Source organism: Pyrobaculum sp. (assembly GCF_049971835.1).
Lineage (GTDB): Archaea > Thermoproteota > Thermoprotei > Thermoproteales > Thermoproteaceae > Pyrobaculum.
Window position 1 is genome coordinate 1 of record NZ_JBMFKV010000013.1, and the last position, 21288, is coordinate 21288.

20 protein-coding genes and 4 tRNA genes are annotated in these 21288 nt (G+C 55.9%); 17 read left to right on the top strand and 7 right to left on the bottom strand.

Going from position 1 to position 21288, the window contains the following annotated elements:
- The first annotated feature begins 237 nt into the window (after positions 1 to 237).
- The 14 genes from ACP5J3_RS02200 (at position 238) to ACP5J3_RS02265 (ending at position 13356) form a co-directional block, all read left to right on the top strand.
- Positions 238 to 322 (top strand) — tRNA-Ser (locus ACP5J3_RS02200).
- Positions 323 to 398: 76 nt separating this feature from the next.
- Positions 399 to 2774 (top strand): S-layer protein, encoded by a 2376-nt coding sequence (locus ACP5J3_RS02205; RefSeq protein ID WP_428494162.1) that lies wholly within the window; start codon positions 399 to 401, stop codon positions 2772 to 2774.
- Complete coding sequence (locus tag ACP5J3_RS02210; protein ID WP_428494163.1) at positions 2767 to 4206, top strand: MFS transporter; 1440 nt, start codon at positions 2767 to 2769, stop codon at positions 4204 to 4206. The genes ACP5J3_RS02205 and ACP5J3_RS02210 overlap by 8 nt, the downstream gene beginning before the upstream one ends.
- A complete protein-coding gene (locus ACP5J3_RS02215) occupies positions 4203 to 5297 on the top strand; it encodes an MFS transporter (RefSeq protein WP_428494164.1) in 1095 nt (364 codons plus the stop codon). The genes ACP5J3_RS02210 and ACP5J3_RS02215 overlap by 4 nt, the downstream gene beginning before the upstream one ends.
- The gene (locus ACP5J3_RS02220; RefSeq protein WP_014288521.1) at positions 5276 to 5695 is read left to right on the top strand and encodes a class I SAM-dependent methyltransferase; all 420 of its coding nucleotides are present in this window, start codon (positions 5276 to 5278) and stop codon (positions 5693 to 5695) included. Before ACP5J3_RS02215 ends, ACP5J3_RS02220 begins: the two co-directional genes overlap by 22 nt.
- 74 nt (positions 5696 to 5769) lie before the next feature.
- Positions 5770 to 6615: an ATPase domain-containing protein gene (locus tag ACP5J3_RS02225; RefSeq protein WP_014288520.1), complete on the top strand. Its 846-nt coding sequence runs from the start codon at positions 5770 to 5772 to the stop codon at positions 6613 to 6615.
- A gap of 36 nt (positions 6616 to 6651) precedes the next feature.
- Complete coding sequence (locus tag ACP5J3_RS02230; protein WP_428494165.1) at positions 6652 to 7953, top strand: signal recognition particle protein Srp54; 1302 nt, start codon at positions 6652 to 6654, stop codon at positions 7951 to 7953.
- Positions 7950 to 8429: a hypothetical protein gene (locus tag ACP5J3_RS02235; protein ID WP_428494166.1), complete on the top strand. Its 480-nt coding sequence runs from the start codon at positions 7950 to 7952 to the stop codon at positions 8427 to 8429. The genes ACP5J3_RS02230 and ACP5J3_RS02235 overlap by 4 nt, the downstream gene beginning before the upstream one ends.
- Before the next feature lie 18 nt (positions 8430 to 8447).
- Positions 8448 to 9683 (top strand): tRNA pseudouridine(54/55) synthase Pus10, encoded by a 1236-nt coding sequence (locus tag ACP5J3_RS02240; RefSeq protein WP_428494167.1) that lies wholly within the window; start codon positions 8448 to 8450, stop codon positions 9681 to 9683.
- A gap of 27 nt (positions 9684 to 9710) precedes the next feature.
- Positions 9711 to 11228 carry a glutamine-hydrolyzing GMP synthase gene (gene guaA / locus ACP5J3_RS02245; RefSeq protein ID WP_428494168.1) on the top strand — a complete coding sequence of 506 codons (1518 nt, stop codon included), beginning with the start codon at positions 9711 to 9713 and terminating at the stop codon, positions 11226 to 11228.
- Between the two features lie 116 nt (positions 11229 to 11344).
- Complete coding sequence (locus tag ACP5J3_RS02250; protein ID WP_428494169.1) at positions 11345 to 12733, top strand: gamma-glutamyltransferase; 1389 nt, start codon at positions 11345 to 11347, stop codon at positions 12731 to 12733.
- A gap of 35 nt (positions 12734 to 12768) precedes the next feature.
- Positions 12769 to 12936 carry a hypothetical protein gene (locus ACP5J3_RS02255; protein WP_014288514.1) on the top strand — a complete coding sequence of 56 codons (168 nt, stop codon included), beginning with the start codon at positions 12769 to 12771 and terminating at the stop codon, positions 12934 to 12936.
- Positions 12937 to 13134: 198 nt separating this feature from the next.
- A tRNA-Leu gene (locus ACP5J3_RS02260) sits at positions 13135 to 13219 on the top strand.
- Complete coding sequence (locus tag ACP5J3_RS02265) at positions 13195 to 13356, top strand: hypothetical protein (RefSeq protein ID WP_428494170.1); 162 nt, start codon at positions 13195 to 13197, stop codon at positions 13354 to 13356. The genes ACP5J3_RS02260 and ACP5J3_RS02265 overlap by 25 nt, the downstream gene beginning before the upstream one ends.
- A 120-nt stretch (positions 13357 to 13476) precedes the next feature.
- Here ACP5J3_RS02265 and ACP5J3_RS02270 read toward each other — a convergent pair whose 3' ends face one another.
- Positions 13477 to 13653, bottom strand: a complete 177-nt coding sequence (locus ACP5J3_RS02270) for a preprotein translocase subunit Sec61beta (RefSeq protein WP_428494171.1) — start codon at positions 13651 to 13653, stop codon at positions 13477 to 13479.
- A gap of 106 nt (positions 13654 to 13759) precedes the next feature.
- Between ACP5J3_RS02270 and ACP5J3_RS02275 the strand changes: the two genes are divergently transcribed.
- Positions 13760 to 14491: a sulfite exporter TauE/SafE family protein gene (locus tag ACP5J3_RS02275; protein WP_428494172.1), complete on the top strand. Its 732-nt coding sequence runs from the start codon at positions 13760 to 13762 to the stop codon at positions 14489 to 14491.
- Here ACP5J3_RS02275 and ACP5J3_RS02280 read toward each other — a convergent pair.
- On the bottom strand, positions 14459 to 15118 hold the full coding sequence (locus ACP5J3_RS02280) for a hypothetical protein (protein ID WP_428494173.1): 660 nt from the start codon (positions 15116 to 15118) through the stop codon (positions 14459 to 14461). The genes ACP5J3_RS02275 and ACP5J3_RS02280 overlap by 33 nt on opposite strands.
- Before the next feature lie 92 nt (positions 15119 to 15210).
- On the opposite strand from ACP5J3_RS02280, the gene ACP5J3_RS02285 reads away from it, so the two are divergent.
- Positions 15211 to 16407: an MFS transporter gene (locus ACP5J3_RS02285; RefSeq protein WP_428494174.1), complete on the top strand. Its 1197-nt coding sequence runs from the start codon at positions 15211 to 15213 to the stop codon at positions 16405 to 16407.
- Here ACP5J3_RS02285 and ACP5J3_RS02290 read toward each other — a convergent pair.
- The 3 genes from ACP5J3_RS02290 to ACP5J3_RS02300 all read right to left on the bottom strand — a co-directional run bounded on the left by ACP5J3_RS02290 (position 16404) and on the right by ACP5J3_RS02300 (position 17584).
- Positions 16404 to 16817 carry a universal stress protein gene (locus ACP5J3_RS02290; protein WP_014288469.1) on the bottom strand — a complete coding sequence of 138 codons (414 nt, stop codon included), beginning with the start codon at positions 16815 to 16817 and terminating at the stop codon, positions 16404 to 16406. The genes ACP5J3_RS02285 and ACP5J3_RS02290 overlap by 4 nt on opposite strands.
- A gap of 28 nt (positions 16818 to 16845) precedes the next feature.
- Positions 16846 to 17274 carry a CBS domain-containing protein gene (locus ACP5J3_RS02295; protein WP_428494175.1) on the bottom strand — a complete coding sequence of 143 codons (429 nt, stop codon included), beginning with the start codon at positions 17272 to 17274 and terminating at the stop codon, positions 16846 to 16848.
- Positions 17275 to 17465: 191 nt separating this feature from the next.
- A tRNA-Gln gene (locus tag ACP5J3_RS02300) sits at positions 17466 to 17584 on the bottom strand.
- 102 nt (positions 17585 to 17686) lie between these two features.
- On the opposite strand from ACP5J3_RS02300, the gene ACP5J3_RS02305 reads away from it, so the two are divergent.
- A tRNA-Pro gene (locus tag ACP5J3_RS02305) sits at positions 17687 to 17813 on the top strand.
- Between the two features lie 528 nt (positions 17814 to 18341).
- Here the strand turns inward: ACP5J3_RS02305 and ACP5J3_RS02310 are convergent.
- Together ACP5J3_RS02310 and glmS are read right to left on the bottom strand one after the other, a co-directional pair.
- On the bottom strand, positions 18342 to 19433 hold the full coding sequence (locus tag ACP5J3_RS02310; protein WP_428494176.1) for an NTP transferase domain-containing protein: 1092 nt from the start codon (positions 19431 to 19433) through the stop codon (positions 18342 to 18344).
- Between the two features lies 1 nt (position 19434).
- Entirely contained in the window at positions 19435 to 21243 is a 1809-nt protein-coding gene (glmS, locus tag ACP5J3_RS02315) for a glutamine--fructose-6-phosphate transaminase (isomerizing) (protein ID WP_428494177.1), read from the bottom strand.
- Positions 21244 to 21288: the final 45 nt, after the last annotated feature.

The following is a 21288-nucleotide window of genomic DNA, read 5'->3' on the forward strand; positions in this document are numbered from 1 at the left end:
GGTTCAAATCCCGGCCCCGGCGCCTTGATTTTCAGCGGTTGCGCCAGACGCATGTTCTTGTACAAGATTACGTCTAGATAAGTAACCTGAGTCTGGTACGTATGTCAGCCCTGGCCACTCCGGACACGTATATCCGGAAACATTGTCATCACGGCCTAAAACAAACCACATGGTTTAATACGTAACGAGGATTGTCGTGGGGGGAAAAATTTAAAACCGTGATGTTGGGTGTCAACAGCCGGGGTGGCCGAGTTGGTCCAAGGCGCGGGCCTGCTAAGCCCGTCCCCGTTCGGGGGCGTGGGTTCAAATCCCACCCCCGGCGCCTTTCTATTCAATGAAAAAGCTTGTGGCGGTATTGCGCACTTTCAAAATTTTTATAGTGTATCAGTTTTGGCTTTATGCTTCCGATATATCGGATAATACTGATGGTTTTTCTCACAGCGTTTGTGTTAGCCCAGACAAATCCCGCTTTACAACAGCCACAGTTTAATCTGGTGTTGTCATACTCCCCGCCATATATCTACCCGGGCTCCGTGGTCCAGCTCTACATCACCCTTGTCTCTGCTCAGCCGCTGTCCAATGTCTATGTAGATGTAGACTCTCCATTTAAGGTCTTGACGGGGTCAACTATTCAGGTACAGCAAATCTCTGCTGGAGTCCCGGCGACTTTCGTCTCTTTGGTTCAAGTACCTTTAGATGCCCGCCCCGGCTACTACAGAATTCGAGTTACGGCTTACACACTTACCCGCTCAGCGGAGTCGAGTGTAGACATAGAAGTTCTCCCGTTTGATTTTTCCACCCTCGTGGTGCCTAGGCCGACGTCTTATTTAACGGGCCAAGCGGTGCAGTTGCCTGTATTGCTTTTTAACCCAACGGCGGATTTCTTAAAGGTCCGCGTTTCAATAAATGGAAGTGTCGTGTCTCGGTTCCTTAATTCGTCGCTTTCATGCGACGCCGTGGTGCCTCCAAAGTCGAACTCCACCTGTCTCCTAAACTTTGCACTATCTAAGGACTTAAGACCGGGTTTCTATAATGCTACGCTGGAGATCGCCTTAAGTAGCTTGTCGGGGTACGCTGGCTCTGTTGTTTTTAGAAAGACAGTGCAGTTGCCCGTAGTGAGCGGCGCCGAGGTCAACGTGTTAGCAACTCCCAGCCAGCAACCGATCCCGGGATCTCCTACTCTAGTAACTCTGGCAATTTCGCAAGGCGGCCCCGCGCCGTTGCAAAACGTCACAGTACAGGTGCTAGACGGCGATGGTGTGAAAGTTCTAGCCGGTGGAGTGGTAGCTGTTCCAGTACTTACACAACTTCAGCTACCTGTCCAGCTATTGATAACTAAACAGGGAGAGGTAAGAATTCCAGTTGAGGTTTGCTATTTTTCTGGCACATGTATTATTAAATACGCAGACTTGTACATACCGCGGAGTGGGCTGTTCATCAACGCGGTTTTTAACCCACCGCAGGGCTATCCCGGATCGCTTACACAAGCCACATTTGTAATTGCCACAAACTACACTATGTCAAACGTAGGCGTGGAGGTTTACACGCCTTTTAAAGCAATCACAAGCACCTCATCTGCTATTCCATTTATCGCACCGCAGTCACCCGCCACGTTTAACATTATTTTTGAAATACCTAGAGATGCTAAGCCGGGTGTATACCCAATCAACATATCTGTGGCCGGGACTCTCTACACACTCCACTACGAGGTTTTAAGACCTGAGTTTAATGTTGCGGCGGTTTTTAACCCACCCGTGGCCTACCCCGGTGCTTTGATTTCCGGCACACTTACTGTTGTGTCTCCATTTAACGCAAGAAACGTCAATATTTCAATCTCAACGCCTTTAACCCTCCTAACCCCCTCAAGCTACTACGTGCCCTATATGCCTCAAGGCCAGCCCTACAGCACATACCTAGTAATACAAATACCCGACGGCTACCCGCCTGGCAGATACCCCGTCGCTGTGTCGATAAACGGTATTAGCTACACATACTACATTACAGTCAGCCAACCAAATGTAGTAATTCAAAACGTCTTAGTGACGCCGCCAAAGATTTTAGAGGGGACACCGGTGGCCCAGGTAAACGTCCAGGTAATTAACACAGGGCCGGTCGTCGCGCGCAACGTCACGGTTACTCTACTTAACTCCACGATAGGCCGGCAGAGCTACACTCTCGATTACCTACCCCCCGGCTCTCCAGTAACTCTCACCTTCTATATCGACGCGTCCAAGTTGAGCCCGGGAAACTACAATGTTGTTGCACTAGCCAGCTGGGAGGGAGGCGGCTCCACGGCGCGGGGACTGTTAGAGATCGGCAGAAAAGACCCTCTAAAAGTTACTTATAGGGTTTACAACGTCGCCCCCGGCTCCACGGCTGTTTTAATGATAAACGTCACAAACCTGGGTCCAGAGGAGGCGAGGAACGTAAGGATTTCCCTCGCGCCATCGCAGGTATTTGAACTACATGCATCAAACATAGCTGACGCCGCTACGGCTGGAGTGAGAATATTAGGCGATGTGCCTCCCGGCGCCACCGCCAGCACCGCGTTTCTACTTGATGTTTCCGACAAGGCGGTTAGCGGCATCTACACCTTAACGCTGGTGCTGACTTGGAACCAAACTGGAGTCTTTACGCCAGCTCTGCAGTATGTAAACATACCTATCGAAGTGCGAGGCGGCTTGGATATGTTCGTAGTTGTACCACTGGTGCTGACTATAGTGCTCGTCTTGGCGGGGATAGCCATGGCTTTGCGCAGAAGGCGCCGTGGATAGCTACGACGTTAAATACGCCTGGAGGATAACGCCGCTTCTCGGCTCCGTAGCACTACTTGTGATGTACACCGAGGCTATGTTGATGCCCAGCCTCCCCAGGATACAGGCGGAGTTCAACATCACGCCAGCTGACGCTTCCTGGATTTTAACTATCTACCTAATCTCGGGCACAATCAGCGCCGCGGTTTTCGGAAGCCTCGGCGATATGTACGGCAAGAAGAAGGTTTTGTCCGTAATTATGGTGGCGTACGTATTTGCGGTTACCTTCACGGGATATGCGCCTAGTTTCGAGTTGTTGCTACTAGCCCGCGCAATTCAAGGCCTTGGAATGGCGATGTTCCCCCTCGCCTTCTCCCTCATCCGGGAGGAGTTTCCGCCTAATATGGTGCCCACGGCCCAGGGGATTGTCAGTGCTATGTTTGGCGTTGGGATAATCATAGCGTTGCCCGTAGGCGGCTATATTGCCCAGAACTACGGGTGGAGAGCAACTTACCACACAGCAACTCCAATAGCCGCCCTACTCACCTTCTCCATAGTAATGTTCGTAAGGGAAAGTAGATATAAAACGCCGCGGAGAATAGACCTCCTGGGGATAGGACTATTCGCATCTATGGCGGTTTCTCTTCTCCTAGCAATATCAAAGGGACCTGACTGGGGCTGGTACTCCCCTAGGGTGCTGTCTCTGTTTATCCTATCGGCTGTGTCGGCAGTCGTATTTGTTTTACACGAATTAACTACCAACGATCCCTTCATCCCTCGAGATATCTTTAATCGAAATGTAATTGCAGCCACCCTTGCCATATTCATCGTGGCATATGCATTTCAAATGAATTCGCAAAATATGTCGTACCTCTTTCAGATGCCGCCGCCTTACGGCTACGGGCTTACTATACTACAGACTGGTCTGTACATGTTGCCGCCAGCCGCGGTGCAGATAATTGTTGCTCCCCTAGCCGGTAGGTTTATGTGGAGGCTAGGCGCCAGGAAAATAGCGGCGATGGGCGTCGCCTTCGCAGTGGCCGGCTATCAGCTATCTGCCGCGCATCTATACAGCGGTCTGTGGACCCTAATTACATACATGACACTGGGCTTCATAGGACTCACCTTTCTGAACGTGTCGCTCATCAACCTCCTCACGTTCTCGGTACCTAGGCAGAGACTGGGCGCCGCCACTGGTATCAACACCGTGTTTCGCAATTTTGGATCGGCCATAGCCCCCACTGTGGCGGGAACGGTACTCACAAACTTTAGCACCTATGTATACTACAAAACCCCTCTAGGACCCATTTACTTTTCAGTGCCTTCGAAAGAGGCGTACGTAATAAACATAGATATCGCCACCGCAATGTTCCTTGCGACTTTGATTCCCATCGCCGTCGCCAGAGAGGTGCTGGGGCAAAACGTTAATACACCAATTAAACGACTTGCGTGAATCTCAAGCTAATCCTTCTACTAGGTCTCGTATCTCTCTTCGCTGATTGGCTTTATGAAAGCATGCGCGCCGTGGTTCCCCAGTATCTATACCAACTGGGCGCGACGGCGGCGTTTGTTGGCTTTGTCTTCGGCCTGGGAGACGCCTTGGGCTACGTAGCCCGGTTCGCCACAGGTCCGCTGGCAGATAGACGGGGCGGCTACTGGCTGGAGACCTTCCTAGGATACGGACTGCAGGTAGCCGCCGTGGCGGGCCTGGCATTCGCCAGAGACGTGTGGCAAGTCGCCAGCCTCGTGTTCCTAGAGAGGTTTAGCAAAGCCCTGCGCACGCCTGCGCGCGACGCTATTATCTCCGGGGCGGGGGGCAGGGGATCCGGCGGCAAGGCGTTTGGGATACATGCGGCGCTGGATCAAGTGGGGGCGATTGCGGGGGTCGCCATGGCCACCGCGATGCTGTACATGAGCTACGCGGCACAAGCCGTCTTCACAGCCGCCCTCGTTCCCGGGCTGGTGGCTCTCCTAATCCTCTACGTGGCGTATAGAGTGGGCAAAGTCAAGCCGGTTGGGAGAGGTGGTAGGGTTGCGGTTGGGAGAGGCGTGTTTTTCTTCGGCGCGGCGCAGTTCCTCCTCGGGCTTTCGATAATACACATATCCCTCTCTATGTATAGACTAGCCGAGGTGCCGTGGCTGGCGTCGCTTCTCTACTTAGTCGCGATGGTGGCCGAAATCCCAGCGTCGCTCGCGCTGGGCTTTATATACGACAGAAGTCACAAAACACTATTGATAGCCCCCCTCTTCACGATACTGCTGGCGATATCGTTTATGACCGGCGGCGTCTATCTATTTGCCGGCGCCGTGCTGTACGCCGTAGTTACTTCATACGCAGACGTGGTTGCCAAGGCCGAGGCGGCTAAGCTAGGCGCCGCCACGTCGCTCGGGGTGGTTAACGCCATGTGGGGACTGGGGCTCTTGGTAAGCGGCGTCCTCTACGGGTACTTCACAGACGTGGGCAACTACCTGGCGATTGTCTTCACGGCGGCGTCCTCCTCAATAGCCTCGCTCGTCTTGATATGGAGATTAGTCACATCCTAGAGCTTTATAAACACCTAGCCCCCGTATACGAAGAGGTTTATGGAGAGGAGCAGAGGGCAAAGTATTGGCGAGTAGCTTCTCAGGTGGGCTCTAGGGTAGTCGACGCCGGGTGCGGAGTGGGCGTCGCCTTCGACGTGTTGGAGGGGTACGTAGTCTGCCTCGACATATCGCTGGACATGTTGAGACGCGCCGCTGAGAGGAGGGGGGATCGCGGCGAGCTCGTCCTCGCGGACTACCGCCTCCCCCCGTTCCGCCGCGGCGCCTTTGACTCGGCTCTCTTCCTCTCCTCGGTGGAGCCCGCCTCTTACGACGAAGTGGCGTCTCTGTGGCTGGGGATAGCGGAGAGGGTGTACCTAGAGTTTAGGGGGCAGTGGCGGATAGTGGAGCAACGTAACTGAGATAAGTACACGGCCCCCAATAGATATAGATATGTGAACAAAACAAATATATTTGTATCCACCGCCTGAGGCGTATGGCTTATCAGGAGCAGTATAGCTATGACTACCAGGATTATTACCCTGTCTACGACAACAGAGCGCCGACTGGGGTTTGGTATGTAGACCAGCTCCTGCAGGGAGGCTTCCGCAAGGGCGAGATATACCTAGTGGCTGGGGAGGCGGGCCAGGGCAAGACCATATTCAGCCTCCAGTTCCTCAAGACGGGCGCCGAGCTCTACGACGAGCCGGGGCTATACATCACAATAGACGAGCCGTCGGAAGACGTGAAGCGGGGCGTGAGGGAGTCCCTGGGCTGGGACTTAGAGGCGTTGGAGAGCCAGAACAAGCTAGTCTTCCTAGACCTCAGAACGCATTTCCGGACATACGCCAAGGAGGAGAAGGTGACTGCGGATCCCAGGGAAATAGCCAAGATAATAACTGAGTACGTCAAGAAATTCGGCATAAAGAGACTGGTAATAGACCCGATAGCGCCTCTCATTATAACCTCCCACACAGACGTCCTATGGGTGAGGGAGTACATGAGAGAACTGGTGTTTCAGCTTAGAAAAATGAAGGACATAACCACGCTTATGACTTCCGAAATACCGACGGGGGAGAACAAAATTAGTAGATTCGGCGTGGAGGAGTACCTCGCAAGCGGCGTCATTAAGCTAGAACTGATGGAGTACCGCGGCTTCGTCTTCAGAGTGATGTTTATTAGAAAGATGAGGTGGACGGCGGTGAGGCCCCAGAAGCTTGTGTTTGAAATATATCCACACTACGGCATATATGTGCTTGACAGACTCGAAAACTTCATGAAACAGGTAGATATCTGGTACGCCACGCTTAACCAACAGCCACAAGCCCCGCCGGCTACATAACACGGAAATTATTAATACTCAGACACGCCTAGTTGCGTGAAGGCCCTCTCAGAGATATTCAGCAAGCTAATCGAGAAGATAAGAGGCGTCGAGTATATAGACGAGGCAACTCTACAAGAGCTCTCCCGCGAGATTCAGCGCACTCTATTAAAAGCCGACGTGCCCCTCGACTTGGTAAAGTCCTTTACCGAAAATGCGGTAAAGAGAATAAAAGAGGAGAAGCCGCCGGCCGGCATCCCGCCCAGGGAATACCTCATATACGTGCTCTACGACGAGTTGGTAAAGCTACTCGGCGGCGAGCAGACGCCGGAGTTTAAACCAGTAAAGAGGCCCTACGTGGTTTTACTACTCGGGGTCGAGGGTAGCGGCAAAACCACGACTGCGGCTAAGCTCGCCAAGTACCTCGCCAAGAGGGGCTACAAGGTGGGTCTCGTGGAGACGGACACCATAAGACCCGCGGCGTTTGACCAGCTGAGGCAACTGGCGGAGAGGATAGGGGTGCCTTTCTACGGCGAGAGGGATGGAAAGGACGCGGTGGAGATAGCAAAGAGAGGTGTACAGAACTTCAGGAATATGGACGTGGTTATTGTAGACACGGCGGGCCGCCACAGAAACGAGGAGGCATTGCTACAGGAGGTCAAGGCTATATACGATGCGGTGGGCCCCGACGAGGTTATGTTAGTTATAGACGCCACGGTGGGCAAACTGGCGGCGGCCCAGGCAGAGGCCTTTATGAAATACCTCCCCATACACTCCGTAATCATCACTAAGATGGACAGCACAGCCCGCGGCGGCGGCGCCCTGGCGGCGGTGGCCAAGACCGGGGCCAGGGTGAAGTTCATAGGCGTGGGGGAGGACGTAGACGAGTTTGAGCTGTTCCACCCAAGAAAGTTCGTGGCAAGGGTGCTCGGCATGGGCGACCTCGACGCCCTCGTGGAGAAGATAAAGGCGGTGTTTGAAGAAGAGGAGGTTCTAGAGGAGATAGAATCGGGAAAGCTAGACCTGCTTACTTTCAAAAAGCAGATAGACAGCTTACTAAAGCTTGGGCCGCTGAGTAAAGTTTTCCAGCTACTGCCCGGCGGCGTGGCCGCCAAGATATCTGAGGAGCAGATAGAGCTATCCCAGAAAAATTTGAAGAAGTGGCGCGCCATCCTCAGCTCAATGACTAGGGAGGAGTTGAAAAACCCCGATATTCTAAACGCCTCCCGCATCCGCCGCATCGCGCTGGGCGCCGGCGTGACGCCGAAGGACGTAAAAGAGATGCTCACAGTATACGAAAATTTGAGGAAGATGTCTAAAACCCTGAAGCGCCAGCTCCGCCTTAGGATGCCCAGGTGAGGAGATTCCTAGTCACCACCTCCACGTCGAAGTTCCAGGCGGAGCCTCACCTACACGCCAAAATACTCGTTGCCGCGTTGCTGGTGTCAAACGGCGTCAGGAAAGACGCAGAGGCTGTCTTCTACCTAAGGGATGTTGATAAGGTGGTAAAGATAGTAGGCGAGAGGGTAAAGAGACTATTCCCAGATGAAGAGTCGGCAATAGGCTTCCTAAAGAAGGCCTTTTCTCAAGGGCGTCAAGAGGGCGTCGTGGTTAAGAAGGGCAGTAGAGACCTTACAGCTGGCGTCGTGGTGGGCCCATCTCAAGTCACTAGTTGCCTCCCCAAGCCGCCCTATACCTACGTAATAGAGCTGGAGGCGGCGGGGATAAAGCCCGACTGCGGCTTGAATATCGGAGCGCTGCCGCCCCATCACCAAGTCGTGGTTGTTAACATAACGACGGACAGATTGCTAAGAGGTATGCAAATAGTTATATAGCCACTAGGTTTGGCCTCCGTGGAGATACTTGACAAAGCTCTAGAGGTTATTAGAGAGTACCCGCTCTGCGACTCGTGCCTAGGCCGGCTCTTCGCCCAGCTTGGCCACGGCGTGGAGAACGCGGAGAGGGGGATCGCGATTAAGACAATACTCCACATGACGCTTGTCAACGATTACAGAAAGGGAAAAGACGTCGTAAGGGACCTCACGGCGCTGGCTAAGGTACACAAGCCGACAAGAAGGTTTCTGGCAAGCGTAGGGATTGAGGTGGAGGAGGAGAGTTGCTACATATGCGGCGGCCTCCTCACGGGGGTGGAGAAATATGCAGACGCGGTGCTCCCCCTACTGTCGGAAGTTGATTTCAACAGCTTCGCGGTTGGTACAACAATTCCGAGGGAGGTGCTTGACCGGGAGTCCCAGGTGGTTAAGAAGTTTCTAATCACGACCGGCGAGTCAATTAAGCACGAGATAAATAGGCGGATTGGTAAAGAGCTTTTGAGACATCTTACCGGTAAGCGTGTAGATAAGCTTAGGCCAAATGTCGTGGTAAGAATCGACCTCGTCACTGGCAAAGCCTCGGTCGAGAGAAACCCGGTGTTGATAGGGGGCGTCTATCTAAAGCTTAGCCGCCGCGTGTCGCAGGCAAAGAAATTTGGAGATGTAAAGACGACTCTTACCGAGAAGCTTGCATATGTGAAAGACGTATTTGGCGGAGGCGAGCACGTCGTCCACGTCTCGGGTAGGGAGGACAGCGATGCCAGGATGCTGGGCACCGGCAGACAGCTCGTGGTGGAGGTAAAGCAGCCGGTAAAGTACCGCGGCTCCGTGCCTCCGCTTAGAGACGACGACGTCATATTCATACCCGGCTCCTTTACCAACAGAGAGGAGGTGAGGCGGCTGAAGGAAAAGGCGAAGACAGACGTAAAGCTTTACCGGGCGCTTGTACTCTCAGAGAGGGAGCTCTCCGCCGAGGAGCTCAACAAGCTGAGCGAGCTGTCTGGGAAGACAGTCACCCAGCTCACGCCCAGGAGAATAAAGAGGCTGAGCCCAAGGAAGAAGAGGGTGAGGATGGTCTACGAGGTTGCGTGGAGGCTCGTGTCCCCCCACGTGTTTGAGCTATACGTCAGGTGCCAAGGCGGCCTCTACGTCAAGGAGTTCATCCACGGAGACGGCGGCAGGACGAAACCCAGCGTCTCGGAAATTTTAAACACATACTTAGAAGTCCTGGAACTAGACGTCTTGGCAGTTGAATAGTTTTTTAACAGCCACATTTATGAGCCAGTGGAGAAGATCCTGGTGGTTAACTTCGGCGGCCAGTACGCGCATCTAATCGCAAGGAGGGTAAGGGACGCCGGGGTATACGCGGAAATAACAACGCCGGAAAACGCGGTGGAAAAGGCAAGGGAGGGGGAAGTAAAGGCGGTGATACTATCCGGCGGGCCGAGCTCCGTCTACGAGTCGCCGTCGCCGGATGTCCCCATGGAGATATTTGAGCTAGGCAAACCCGTCCTTGGCATATGCTACGGCCACCAGCTGATAGCCAAGAAAATGGGGGGGAGGGTGGCGCGCGGCAAGGGCGAATACGGCAGAACCCTCGTGAAGGTGGTGGCCAGAGACCCCCTGCTTGAGGGGTGGGGCGACGAGGAGGTTGTCTGGATGAGCCACGGCGACTACGTGGAGGAGCCGCCGCCTGGTTTTGAAATCCTGGCGGTAAGCGAAAACGGCTACATAGCGGCGATGAGGAAAGGGCATATATATGGAGTGCAGTTCCACCCAGAGGTAAACCACACGGCTAAAGGCGCCTTGTTGCTGGAAAACTTCGCCAGAAGAATTGCCAGGGTTAAGGAGAGCTGGAGGCCTGAGGATCACATTGCCCGGATTGTCGAGGAGATAAGAGAAAGAGTAAAGGAGGGACACGTAATTGTCGCCGTCAGCGGCGGGGTAGACAGCACAGTCACCGCCGTGCTGGTGCACAAAGCCGTGGGGGGCAGGGCCAAGGCTGTTTTTATAGACCACGGACTCTTTAGAGAGGGAGAGCCGGAACAAGCCGTAGCTCTGCTGAGATCCATAGGCATAGACGTGATATACGTCGACGCAAAGGAGCGCTTTCTAGAAAAGCTTGAGGGAGTAGCCGACTGTGAAGAAAAGAGGCGTATCGTCGGCGAGACGTTTGCCCAGATCTTTACCGAAGTCGTCACTGGCATCAGAGACGCCAGGTATCTAGCCCAGGGCACTCTGTATCCCGACGTTGTGGAAAGCGGGGCGGTAAAGGGAGCGGACAAGATAAAAAGCCACCACAACGTCGCCGGCCTGCCTCCATGGTTTAAACTTGAGCTGGTGGAGCCGCTTAGGGAATTTTACAAAGACGAGGTTAGAAAAATTGCGAAGGCCCTCGGGTTGCCGGACGAGGTGGTTTACAGACAGCCCTTCCCCGGCCCCGGCCTCGCGGTGAGGGTAGTAGGCCCCTTTACCAGAGAAAAGCTGGCAATTGTGAGAAAAGCCACAAAGATAGTAGAGGAGGAGCTGTCGAAAGCCGGCGTCTTGAGAAAGGTGTGGCAAGCCTTTGCCGTAGTCGGCGACGACAAGTGGGTGGGAGTAAAGGGAGATAGACGCGCCGAGGGGTACGTGGTGACGGTAAGAATTGTAGAAAGCGAAGACGCCATGACGGCCGACTGGTCGAGAGTGCCTTACGAAGTCCTCGAGAGGATATCCAGCAGGATAACTTCAGAAATCCCCGAGGTAACCATGGTGACCTACGCCATTACGTCCAAACCCCCCTCGACTATAGAGCCATGTTGAGATATGCGGTCGGCCCTACCGGCTCCGCCCTCACGCCCACACCCGTGACGCGGGTGCGTCAGGCGGGCGGGGAACCGGGGGTTCAAGTTGATATACAGCACATTTTTAAATAGATAATGTATCTCGGAAAGCGCTTCGCCATAGCCATCGAGAGCTACCTAGCAACTAGAGCCGGCTACGAGGCCTATAAGGCTGGCGGAAACGCCGCAGACGCCGCCGCGGCGGCCTCCGCGGTTTTGACATACACACTGCCCCATCTAGGCGGCGTCGGAGGCGACTTCCTAGCCCTGGTGCACGACGGGGGGAGGACAGAGGCCGTGCTTGGGCTTGGCTGGGCCCCGCGCCGGGTGCCAGAAGCCCCGCCACGCAGAGGCCTTCCGTCGGCGGTTGTGCCCGGCTATTTGGCTGGGCTTCACGAATTTCATAGGAGACACGGCGTGTTGTCGTGGGAGAGGGTGGTGGATATCGCGGTCAGCTTCATGGAGGAGGCCACCCTGCACCCCTCCCTAGCCTCCGCGGTGGTGAAGTACAGAGACGTGCTGGAGGCCGATCCGGGCGGGGGCGTCTACCTAAGCCTCCCAGCGGCGCCCGGCGCGCCCTACAGAATTGAGCCTCTGCTCAGGCTGTGGAGGGCGGTTAAAGAGGGCCCCCACGTCTTCTACGAGGATATTGCCAAGGATCTGCTACACGGGTATTTCGAGGTTGAGGATTTTGCTAGATATAGGCCGGAGGTCAAGCCGCCGCTGTATATAACATACGGCGACTGGACTATATACGAGGCTCCGCCCCCCTCCCTGGGGTTCGCCGTACTGTTGACAGTCAAGCTGGCGGAGAGGGCGGAGGGGGCCTTTAGCTACGCCAGGCTGAGAAACACCATTGCGGCTTTGAGAAGGGCCCACTGGGCGAGAGACGCCTATCTACACGACGGCGAGGTGCCGCTAGGCGACATACTGGCGGGGCGCCTCGAGCTGGGGGAGGCAGAGGCCCCCGAGCCGACGCCCGGAACCACGTACCTAGCCGCGGGGGACGGGGAGCTCGTGGTCTCCGCCATCCAGTCCCTCTACTACCCCTTTGGGTCGGGCTTTACAGATCCGAAGTGGGGCGTAACTTTCAACAACAGGGCAAGCGACTTCACGAAGGGGCTGAATAAAGCCGCTCCGTGGAGGCGCCCCGCCCACACGCTCTCGGCAGTGGTCATGGAGCGCGGAGGAGAGATCTACGCACTTGGGGCGAGCGCGGGCCACTACAGACCGGCTATATACGCCCAGCTGATACAAAACATCGTCTGGTACGGCATGGACCCCCGCGCCGCCGTCTGGGCCCCGCGCTTCATATGGACAGGCGGGTGGGAGGCCCAGGCTGAGGAGGGGTGGGAAAAGGGCCCCGGGGTCACAGTTGTGAAATACCCCAGCAGATTGGGCGTCGCGGCGCTTGTGGCAAAGAGGCACGGCGGCGTCGCCGCGGTGGCAGACATAAGAGGAGATGGGTTGGCCCTGGGACTCTAGCGGGAAAAAATTTATTCCCACACCCATATACACACATGGCCGTCTATAGATGCGCGATCTGCGGCAGGGAGGACACCCCACTTCTAGAAGCCAATATAAAAGACAGAGGCCCCGCTCTGGTATGTCCAGAATGCTGGTCAAAACTCATGGCCGAGAACAAAATCGTAATGGGTAGCACAGGTGGGGGATGTGCATGTGGATAGGGTAGAAGAGTATTAACAAATCGGCGAAGTCTTCCCTATTTCCATTTAACAATCCTCTTCTCAATAAACTCTGCTAGGGATATTAGAGACGTTCCTTACCATTAAAGATTAGGACGGGGCGTGCTCTGGGCGTCTCGAAGAGATCAACTGCGATCCCACTAGTGAAAAACTTAAAATTCTGTGTCCATTCGGCATTGGGCGGGGGTGCCCGAGCCAGGTCAAAGGGGCAGGGTTGAGGTCCCTGTGGCGTAGGCCTGCGTGGGTTCAAATCCCACCCCCCGCACCTTTCTACTCTTCAAGATACGTCGTAGGGTCGGCGTTGTGGTTAGACACGGCGGCTCTGTAGCTTGGAAAAAGGGGCATGTTGGCGGAGTGTTTATGTACAAGGCTAACTTGAGATCCTTCAGAGATCTGCCGTAAGTTGCCGATAGCCATCCGTCGGCGTCTTCACCTGTGATCTTCGAAGTGGTTGAGTTTTGGAGGATCGGTTTTTCGCGCGTGAAGGCGTTGTTACATTACCAGCGTGGGGGACGTGCTGGTTTAGGGTGGTGGGAGTACTGCGTTTATCGCAATTAAGGCCGCTATTATGGCTATGGATATGACTATGGCGGCTCTGGGGGTTAGCTTAATTTTCTCCAATTCGCCTTCCTCGCTGAATTTAATGAGGCCTGCGGCGACGAATGGGTTGAGGCCTTCGTACTTCTTCCGACGTGCCATGTAGATCGCATGGCTCTAGTTTATATTTTTTCAGCCCATGCGAGTTTCTTCAATTGTCTGGCTATTGGGGTGTCATCACTTTAATATGTGTAGGTACTGGTGTTTAATGTATTGGGTCGCCGTACTGGCTGGATTCCTGGGGGGTTTTCTTGGCCCTCTGATCGGCGTGGGGGGTGGGGTTGTTATCGTGCCTATGTTGAATCTGTCTGGTGTGGAGTTCCAAACCGCGGTAGCGGCGAGTTTGTTTTCTATAGTGGTGACGTCTCTCACCTCTATCTATAACTACAGGCGGAGTATAGATACGTCGTTGTTGTTGAGGTACATGGCGTTTTCAGTCGTGGCTGCGGTAACCAGCGCCTTCATATCTGTGAAGTTCTCGGGGAATTGGGTTAAGCTAGTTTATGGAGTCTACCTAATAATTATCGGGGTGGTTTTGTTGCTTAATAAGAGGCCTAGTAGGCCGGCGCCGTGGCTGGGTTACATGCTTGTGTTTATAGGGGGGTTTGTCTCCTCCCTATTCGGCGTGGGCGGGGGGACTATTTTCGTACCTGCTCTCATCCTGGTGTCCGGTATGGAGGCTAAGATCGCGGCGGCGATGAGCATGGGCGTTATTTTCCCCACCGTCCTAGCCTCGACTCTCACATATGCGTGGCTTGGCGTGCTGGAGCTGGGGTTGGCTGTGTTTATAGCGTTGGGTAGCTTCGCCGGCTCTTTCCTCGCGAGTAGGTACGTGATGCCTCGACTGGGGTCCAGCTCTGTAAAGAGGCTGTTCGTGGGCTATGTGTTTGCAGTAGGTGTGTACTACCTATGGAGTAACCTTGCCCTGGCCTTGTCTTAGGTTTTCGAAGGCTGTCTTGACCCACTGGAGCCAGTCTGTGTAGGTGCGGTCGCGGCCTAGGGTGAAGGGTTCGTAAACCACGTAGGAGGTGTCGTTTCTAAACACGGCGACGTATATGGGGGGTATCTGTGCCTGTGGAGCCCCGCCGAGAGGTTGATACGTGCCGTATGTCTGCGCAATTGTGCCGGCCAGCGCGAGGGCCTGCTCCACCCGGGGAGATATGGCTGTGGAGTTGATCACCACGCCTTTTAGGTAGTCCTCAAGTGAGAGTCTGCCGTCGTAGAGCAGGGAGAGGTAGGCTTTTGTGGCGTTGTCTGTGGCCCAGGGGGCTATGTACACCGTGTAGCCCCGGGCCGCGTCGAGGACCTCTTTGATTGTAGTGAGGAGCTCCGCTCTGTTTGTGCCATTTAGCTGATCTCTGTACCCCAGCACCACAACCCCCTGTTGCCCTCTGGAGGCCAGCACGCCTATGGAGGAGGCGTCTGTAATGATTTTCTGCCTAGCCTGTGGGTTGTCCCAGTAGGGCTTGTGTACGGGCTCTCTGGGGTATACGTTGGCGGCCACGGTGGCGAGGAGCACCGCCGCGGTGGCGGCGAAGGCGATGGCGAATACCAGCCAGTTATTCATCGCGGGTGGGTTATCCCCCCCTTTTAAATTTGTTGGTATGCCGCCGGGGCGCGGGGGGATTGTTTATAAAGTGGTGTAGTGTCCGCGGCGACGTGGGTCTCTCGTACTGGCTTAGGGGAAACGTCGGCGCTATGATAATCTCATGGTTTCTATTCGCCATATCTGGCTCGCTGACTTCTCCCTACCTGTCGAAGTATCTGCACCTGCTGGGGGCCTCGGATATTGAGATAGGCGTGGTGCGCTCTCTGGGCTCTCTCGCTGTGTTGCTCACGATTCTGCCGGGGGGCGTTTTAACCGACGTGATTGGTAGGAAGCGGTCTATTGTTATTGGCACGTGGGGTATTGCGCTTGTGCAGTTTCTCTACGCCGTTGTAAACGACTGGAGGCAGTTCGCGGCTGTCTACGCGGTGGACTGGGCGCTCCACTTCTACCAACCCGCCTTAACTGCTATACTGCTGGACTCGCTACCGCCGGAGAAGAGGGGAGGGGGGATGATGCTCACGGCGGTGCTACCCCAGATCCCCTGGCTCTTCCTGCCACCAGTGGGGGGCTATCTGCTTGACCACATGGGTTTGATGGGGATGCGGCTCTCTTTTGTAATTTCCGGCATAATCTCCACGTCGGTGGCAGTGCTCCGTATGAAGGCTCTGCAGGAGACAATACAAGTCAAGCCGTTGACAAGAGAAGCGCTTATGAGGGAGGTGGCCCAGTCATATGTATTCTGGCGCGGCCTCTTTTCAATACCTCGCCTCATAGCCTATGTAACTCTCCTGGGGTTTTTGACGTCGCTGGCCGGCATAGCTCTGCAGACCTTTGGCGTGCTCTACGCCACGGGCGTCATAGGTATTGACAACACTTCGTGGGGGGTTATTCAGAGCGCCACCACCGCAGTTGGCATATTCTTCGGCATCGTCTTGATGCCGGTTATCGACAAGGCGCCGCGCGTCACGGCGCTGTTCTCGGGACTTATGCTAATGGCCGTGGGGTACTTCATGATTGGGGTGTGGTCTAACGTCGTGGCGCTAGTCACCGCGGCTATAATCGTTGGGATAGGCGGCGAGGTGGCCATGTCTATACGGAGGGCCCTGGTGGGTGACTACATAACTCCGGAAAACAGGGGGAAGATCATGGGGACTACCCTCGCCTTGGAGTACCTAGGCTCAATCGCGGGCGGCTTGACAGTGGCGTATCTATACTCGGCCTCGCCCCGCTACGCGTTTATTTTCTCCGGCGCGGTGCTTCTCATAGCCGCGGCTCCGTTGGTAAAAGAGGCGCTTCAAGCCCGCTAGCCCTTTACAATCAATACGTCTATGGGGGACTCCTGCACCACTCTAGAGGAGACGCTTCCCATCAATATCCTCCTGATCGTCGATAGTCCCCTTGCCCCGAGTATAATCAACGACGCGTTAACCTCTCTTGCAAACTTGACAATCTCGTGCGCCGGGTCACCCTCAACGACCTTCCCCTCGGCGCGGGGGCCCAGAGCCGCCAGGGCTTCCTTTATTAGTTGCTCAGCCTTTTCTTTAAGACTGGCGAGCACCGCCGGCGAGGAGAACATATCTGACAGAGATAAAACGGCTGTGTCTATGACGTGCACTACGTAGATCTTAGAGCCGAATTTCTCAGCTATTTTCCTCGCCTTTTCTAGAGCTTTTTTTGCTTGTGGAGAGCCATCGTAGCCAACGACTATTACCTCCATAGAAAAAAATTAGTCCATATATTAAAGCTTAATCAGCGCTTGGTCTATGTTCCTCCTGTGTGCCGTACTCCACGAGACTCTTTAATACGGACTCTTCTGCCACCATGTCTCTTATAGATATCACACCGTAAAGCCTGCCTTTGTTTGTGACAACTACGTGCCTAATGTTGTGCTCCCGCATAATCTTAGCCACGTTCCAAATAGGCTCCTCCCCCTCAACAGTTATTACTGGGGAGGTCATTATCTCCTTAACCGGCTGGTTAAGATCTATGTTGTTAGCCACCGCCCTAACGATGTCGCGTTCAGAAACCACGCCAACCACGACGTCGGGTTGCGCCTTGTCCACAATCACTACTAGACCAATTCTCTTCTCCGCCAGAATCTTGGCAACGTCTTTAATACGCATATCGGGAGTTGCGGTAACAGGCGGTTTCCTGGCTATAATTCCGGCTTTCATGAGCTCATATTCTCTTCGGGTATATAAAGTTAATTTAAAATATATAATGTGAAAAATTTAAAATTTCTAATCATTGATAAGATATATTTATTAAATATTATTAAATTGAATATTTTTTACTAGAAGTTTTGAAATCTCCAATTTCTAAAAGAAATACAAAATTATAGAACCAAGTCTCAACAAGATGTGGATGGTAGCCCGGCCGGGATTCGAACCCTAGCCCGAGCCCCATAAGGGGCTCGACGGGCCACGGGGTCCAGAGCCCCGCATCCCAAGCCGGGTTGTCCTTTGGCCGCTAGACGACCGGGCTCTGTACGGGGAATTGCATCTAGTTTTTAAATTTTTTGAGCACGCAGAGATCCGGCACAACGGCGAAAGACTTATAAACATGGGGCATATACACAGGCGCTGGGGGGCCGTAGTCTAGCCTGGCTAGGATGCCGGCCTGGGGCCGAGCCCCGCTCGCCAGTGCGCCGGTGATCCCGTCAAGCCCCCGCGTGGGGGCTTGGGATAAGGTTCAAATCCCGGCGGCCCCACCATTTAGTTACTTTCATTGTGGTGGAGATTTGGTTGTTTACAAGTTTATGTTTTGTGGCTTCGCCGTGTGGTTGCTGTGGTGTTCTTGACGCTGTTTGCTGTGGAGGGGATCCGCCTAGCCGTGGGGCGCCGCCAAGGGGTTCTGTTCACTTACCCTCTTGGATTTTATGACGGTATAAAGTTGAGAGGGGCTTGCATCGGCGGTAGGTGGCTCGGTCGATTTCCTCCATCGATGGGGGGTTTGGGGGTCGTGTGCGTGGGTTCTTGGAGTTTGGTGCTGGTGGTGGCTAGGCCTCCGTGGGGGGCCGAGCGGTGAGACTTATAAATAGATGTGTATAGTGTGAATGGCCGGGGCGGGCTCAACACCCTATCTTCAGAGTTCAGAGGCCGAGCCAGTCGTCACCGCCCGGCTGTTTTCTGTATCCTGTGGAAGGTGGAGTCTGAGTTGCGTGTCTTTTTGAATAGGTGTGAGGGGCTTGTCGTGGTCGGCGGTGGGGTGCCGCCGTGGGTGGGGCTACTTTGTGTGGGGTTTAGTGCCAGCCTGTGCCTGGCTGGAGGGCTGTGCCTGACTGGACGCGGCTTGCTCTCGGTATCAAGGCGCCGAGTTTGTAGTAGGTTCTGCCTCTTACCTCTATTGGCTCTAGCCTCTCGCGTCCCTCTCTCAGGACTGACATGGTGACTACGTTTGGCTCGACGACTGCGTCGGGGCCCACCACGCTGTAGGATATGAAGGAGGCCCTTCCTACGGTGGCCCTTTCGCATATTAGGCTGTGGCTTACCTCTGAGCTGCTGCCCACCACGGCGCCCTCCTCCACGTCGGCGTGGTTGCGGACTAGGGCGTGGGCTCCTATGAAGGCTCCTCTGCCTATGTAGGCGGGGCCTTTCACCACGGCGAAGTGGTCTATTTCAGCTCCAGTATCGATGACGACGGGGCCCTCCACCACGGCGGTGGGGCTCACCTTGGCGCCTCTCGCTATGTAGGTGTGTCTGGGGGCTGTGTATTCGAGCAACTGTACGAGGTCTTCTGGGTAGTTTACGTCGTGCCAGACGCCGCTCCAGGGCACCACGGCGATTTTCATGGAGCCGGCGGCCTCGTTCACTGCTTCGTAGAGGCCGCGTTGCGCCGCCGCTTTTGCCAAGGCGCGGGGGAGGAGGGCGGCGCCGCCGAATATCCACTGGCCCTCGCCGCCTATCCTCGCCAGGAGCCCGCCGGGCCTCGTCTCGAGGACGCCGTATCCCCTGGTCGCCCTCCTCGGAACCGCCAGCACTGCGCCGTCTGCCCCCGCCGAGGCGGCGCCCTCCACCAGGGCTCTGTACGCCGCGGGGTCGACGTAGACGTCGCCGTAGGCGAGGAGGATGTGGCTCTCGGCGCCTATGTAGGACTCCGCGGCGGCGATTGCCTGCTCGATGCCTTGGCCCCTCTCCTCTACGTATGTGTAGGGGAGAGCCTCGGGGCGCGGGGCGACGACGTAGACCTTGCCGAAGATGGAGGCCAGGGCCTCGGCGGCGTAGTGGTAGAGCCTCCTCCCGCCTATCTTTACGTAGGTCTTGGGGAGGGGCCCCGTGAGTTTTTCAAAGACGCCGGGCTTCCCCCCCGCGAGGACCACTGGGGCGATTTTCATGTCACTCCACTGTTACTGTCTTGGCGAGGTTTCTCGGCTTGTCTGGGTCGTAGCCCCTCTCCACGGCGGCGAAGTAGGCGAGCATCTGTAGGGGGATTACGTGGGCTATTGGGGCTGTGAGCTCGCCGGCCTCGGGCACCTCGATGGCGACGTCCAGCTTCTTTGCGTAGTCGCTCCGCGCTGGGACTGTGCCTATGACGAAGGCGCCTCTCGCCTTCATCTCCGCGACGTTGCTGAGAGTCTTCTCCCGGGTGGCCGGGTCTGAGAAGACGAACACCACGGGGAAGTCCTCCTCCACGAGGGCTATTGGGCCGTGCTTGGACTCGCCCGCGGGGTAGGCCTCGGCGTGTATATAGGCCACCTCCTTGAGCTTGAGGGCGCCCTCCATGGCGACCGGCAGGGCGGCCCCCCGGCCTAGGTAGTAGGCGCTGGGCTTCTGCCTCAGCCTCCTGGCTAGGTCCTTGGCGGTGCCAGCGGTCTTCTCCACGACCCGCCTGGCGAGCTCGGGGGCGGCTTTCAGCTCCCTCTCGCGTTCCGCCACGTCGTAGCCCAGCAACCTCAGGGCGGATACGTACAGGGCGGAGAGGGTCAGCACCTGCGTGGTGAAGGTCTTGGTGGCCGCGACGCCTATCTCCGGCCCCGCCCTCGTGTAGATGACCAAGTCGCTTTCCCTAGAGAGGGTGCTCCCAACCACGTTGGTAACCGCCGCCACCCTCACCCCCCGCTCCCTCATGGCCCTCACCGCCTTTATGGTGTCTATCGTCTCCCCCGACTGGGACACGGCGATGGCGAAGTCGTCTTTGTCGAAAAGCGGCTCGTACGCGGCGTATTCAGACGCCACGATGGGCACGGGCGTCAGCTTCAGGCGGGGGAGGAGGTGGGCCAGGGTGAGCCCGGCGTGGTAGGAGGTGCCGGCCCCCACTATGTAGACGTTCCTAGCCGCCAGGAGGGCGTTGGCCGCCGCCTCCAGCCGCGCCGGCTCTAGACCGGCGGCGGTCGAGGCGAGGGACTCCGGCTGCTCGTATATCTCCTTGAGCATGAAGTGGGGGTAGCCGCCTTTCGTGGCCATCTCGGCGCTCCACGGGATCTCCTCCACCCGCGACGCGGCGTCCTGCGGCACCCCGTCGGCCTCTATATACACCTCGGTGGGGGTTATGTAGCCGTACTCCCCGTCGCGGACGGCTATTATCCTCTTGGTGTGGTCGAGGACCGTGGGGATGTCGCTGGCCACGATGTTGAAGCCGTCCCCCACGCCGATGATGAGAGGCGAGAGGTTCCTGGCGAAGTATATCACCTGGGGGTTCTCCGCGTCTATCAGCGCAATGGCGTAGGCCCCCCTTATCCTAGACACCGCCTTCCTAAACGCGGAGAAGGTGTCGAGGCCCTGTCTCTTGTACTCCTCCACTAGGTGGGCGACGACCTCCGTATCCGTCTCCGAGCGGAAGACGTGGCCCCTCTTAGCCAGCTCCTCCCTCAGCTCCGCATAGTTTTCAATAATGCCGTTGTGGACCACCGCTATCGCTCCGCCGCAGTCTACGTGGGGGTGGGCGTTTACCTGGTCGGGCCTGCCGTGAGTCGCCCACCTGGTGTGGGCCAGCCCCGCCACGCCCTGCAACGCGTCGAAGCCGTAGCGCCGCGCCACCTCCGCCACCTTCCCCGCGTCTTTCCTCACAACGAGCCCCCTGTCCACCACCGCGACGCCAGCCGAGTCGTACCCCCTGTACTCAAGCCTCTCGAGACCCCTCCTCAGAATCTCGCCGAGGGGCCGCCTCGGCCTCTCTGCAAATACTATGCCGAATATGCCGCACACGTCCCACACCTCAGGCTATAATATAAATTTACGCATCTAGCTATT

Excerpts from the sequence above, each read along its gene's own strand:
- ACP5J3_RS02205 (WP_428494162.1), top strand. The coding sequence starts at position 399 with ATGCTTCCGATATATCGGATAATACTGATGGTTTTTCTCACAGCGTTT.
- ACP5J3_RS02220 (WP_014288521.1), top strand. The coding sequence starts at position 5,276 with ATGGAGATTAGTCACATCCTAGAGCTTTATAAACACCTAGCCCCCGTA.
- ACP5J3_RS02225 (WP_014288520.1), top strand. The coding sequence starts at position 5,770 with ATGGCTTATCAGGAGCAGTATAGCTATGACTACCAGGATTATTACCCT.
- ACP5J3_RS02250 (WP_428494169.1), top strand. The coding sequence starts at position 11,345 with ATGTATCTCGGAAAGCGCTTCGCCATAGCCATCGAGAGCTACCTAGCA.
- ACP5J3_RS02255 (WP_014288514.1), top strand. The coding sequence starts at position 12,769 with ATGGCCGTCTATAGATGCGCGATCTGCGGCAGGGAGGACACCCCACTT.
- ACP5J3_RS02270 (WP_428494171.1), bottom strand. The coding sequence starts at position 13,653 with ATGGCACGTCGGAAGAAGTACGAAGGCCTCAACCCATTCGTCGCCGCA.
- ACP5J3_RS02275 (WP_428494172.1), top strand. The coding sequence starts at position 13,760 with ATGTATTGGGTCGCCGTACTGGCTGGATTCCTGGGGGGTTTTCTTGGC.
- ACP5J3_RS02280 (WP_428494173.1), bottom strand. The coding sequence starts at position 15,118 with ATGAATAACTGGCTGGTATTCGCCATCGCCTTCGCCGCCACCGCGGCG.
- ACP5J3_RS02290 (WP_014288469.1), bottom strand. The coding sequence starts at position 16,817 with ATGGAGGTAATAGTCGTTGGCTACGATGGCTCTCCACAAGCAAAAAAA.
- ACP5J3_RS02295 (WP_428494175.1), bottom strand. The coding sequence starts at position 17,274 with ATGAAAGCCGGAATTATAGCCAGGAAACCGCCTGTTACCGCAACTCCC.
- ACP5J3_RS02310 (WP_428494176.1), bottom strand. The coding sequence starts at position 19,433 with ATGAAAATCGCCCCAGTGGTCCTCGCGGGGGGGAAGCCCGGCGTCTTT.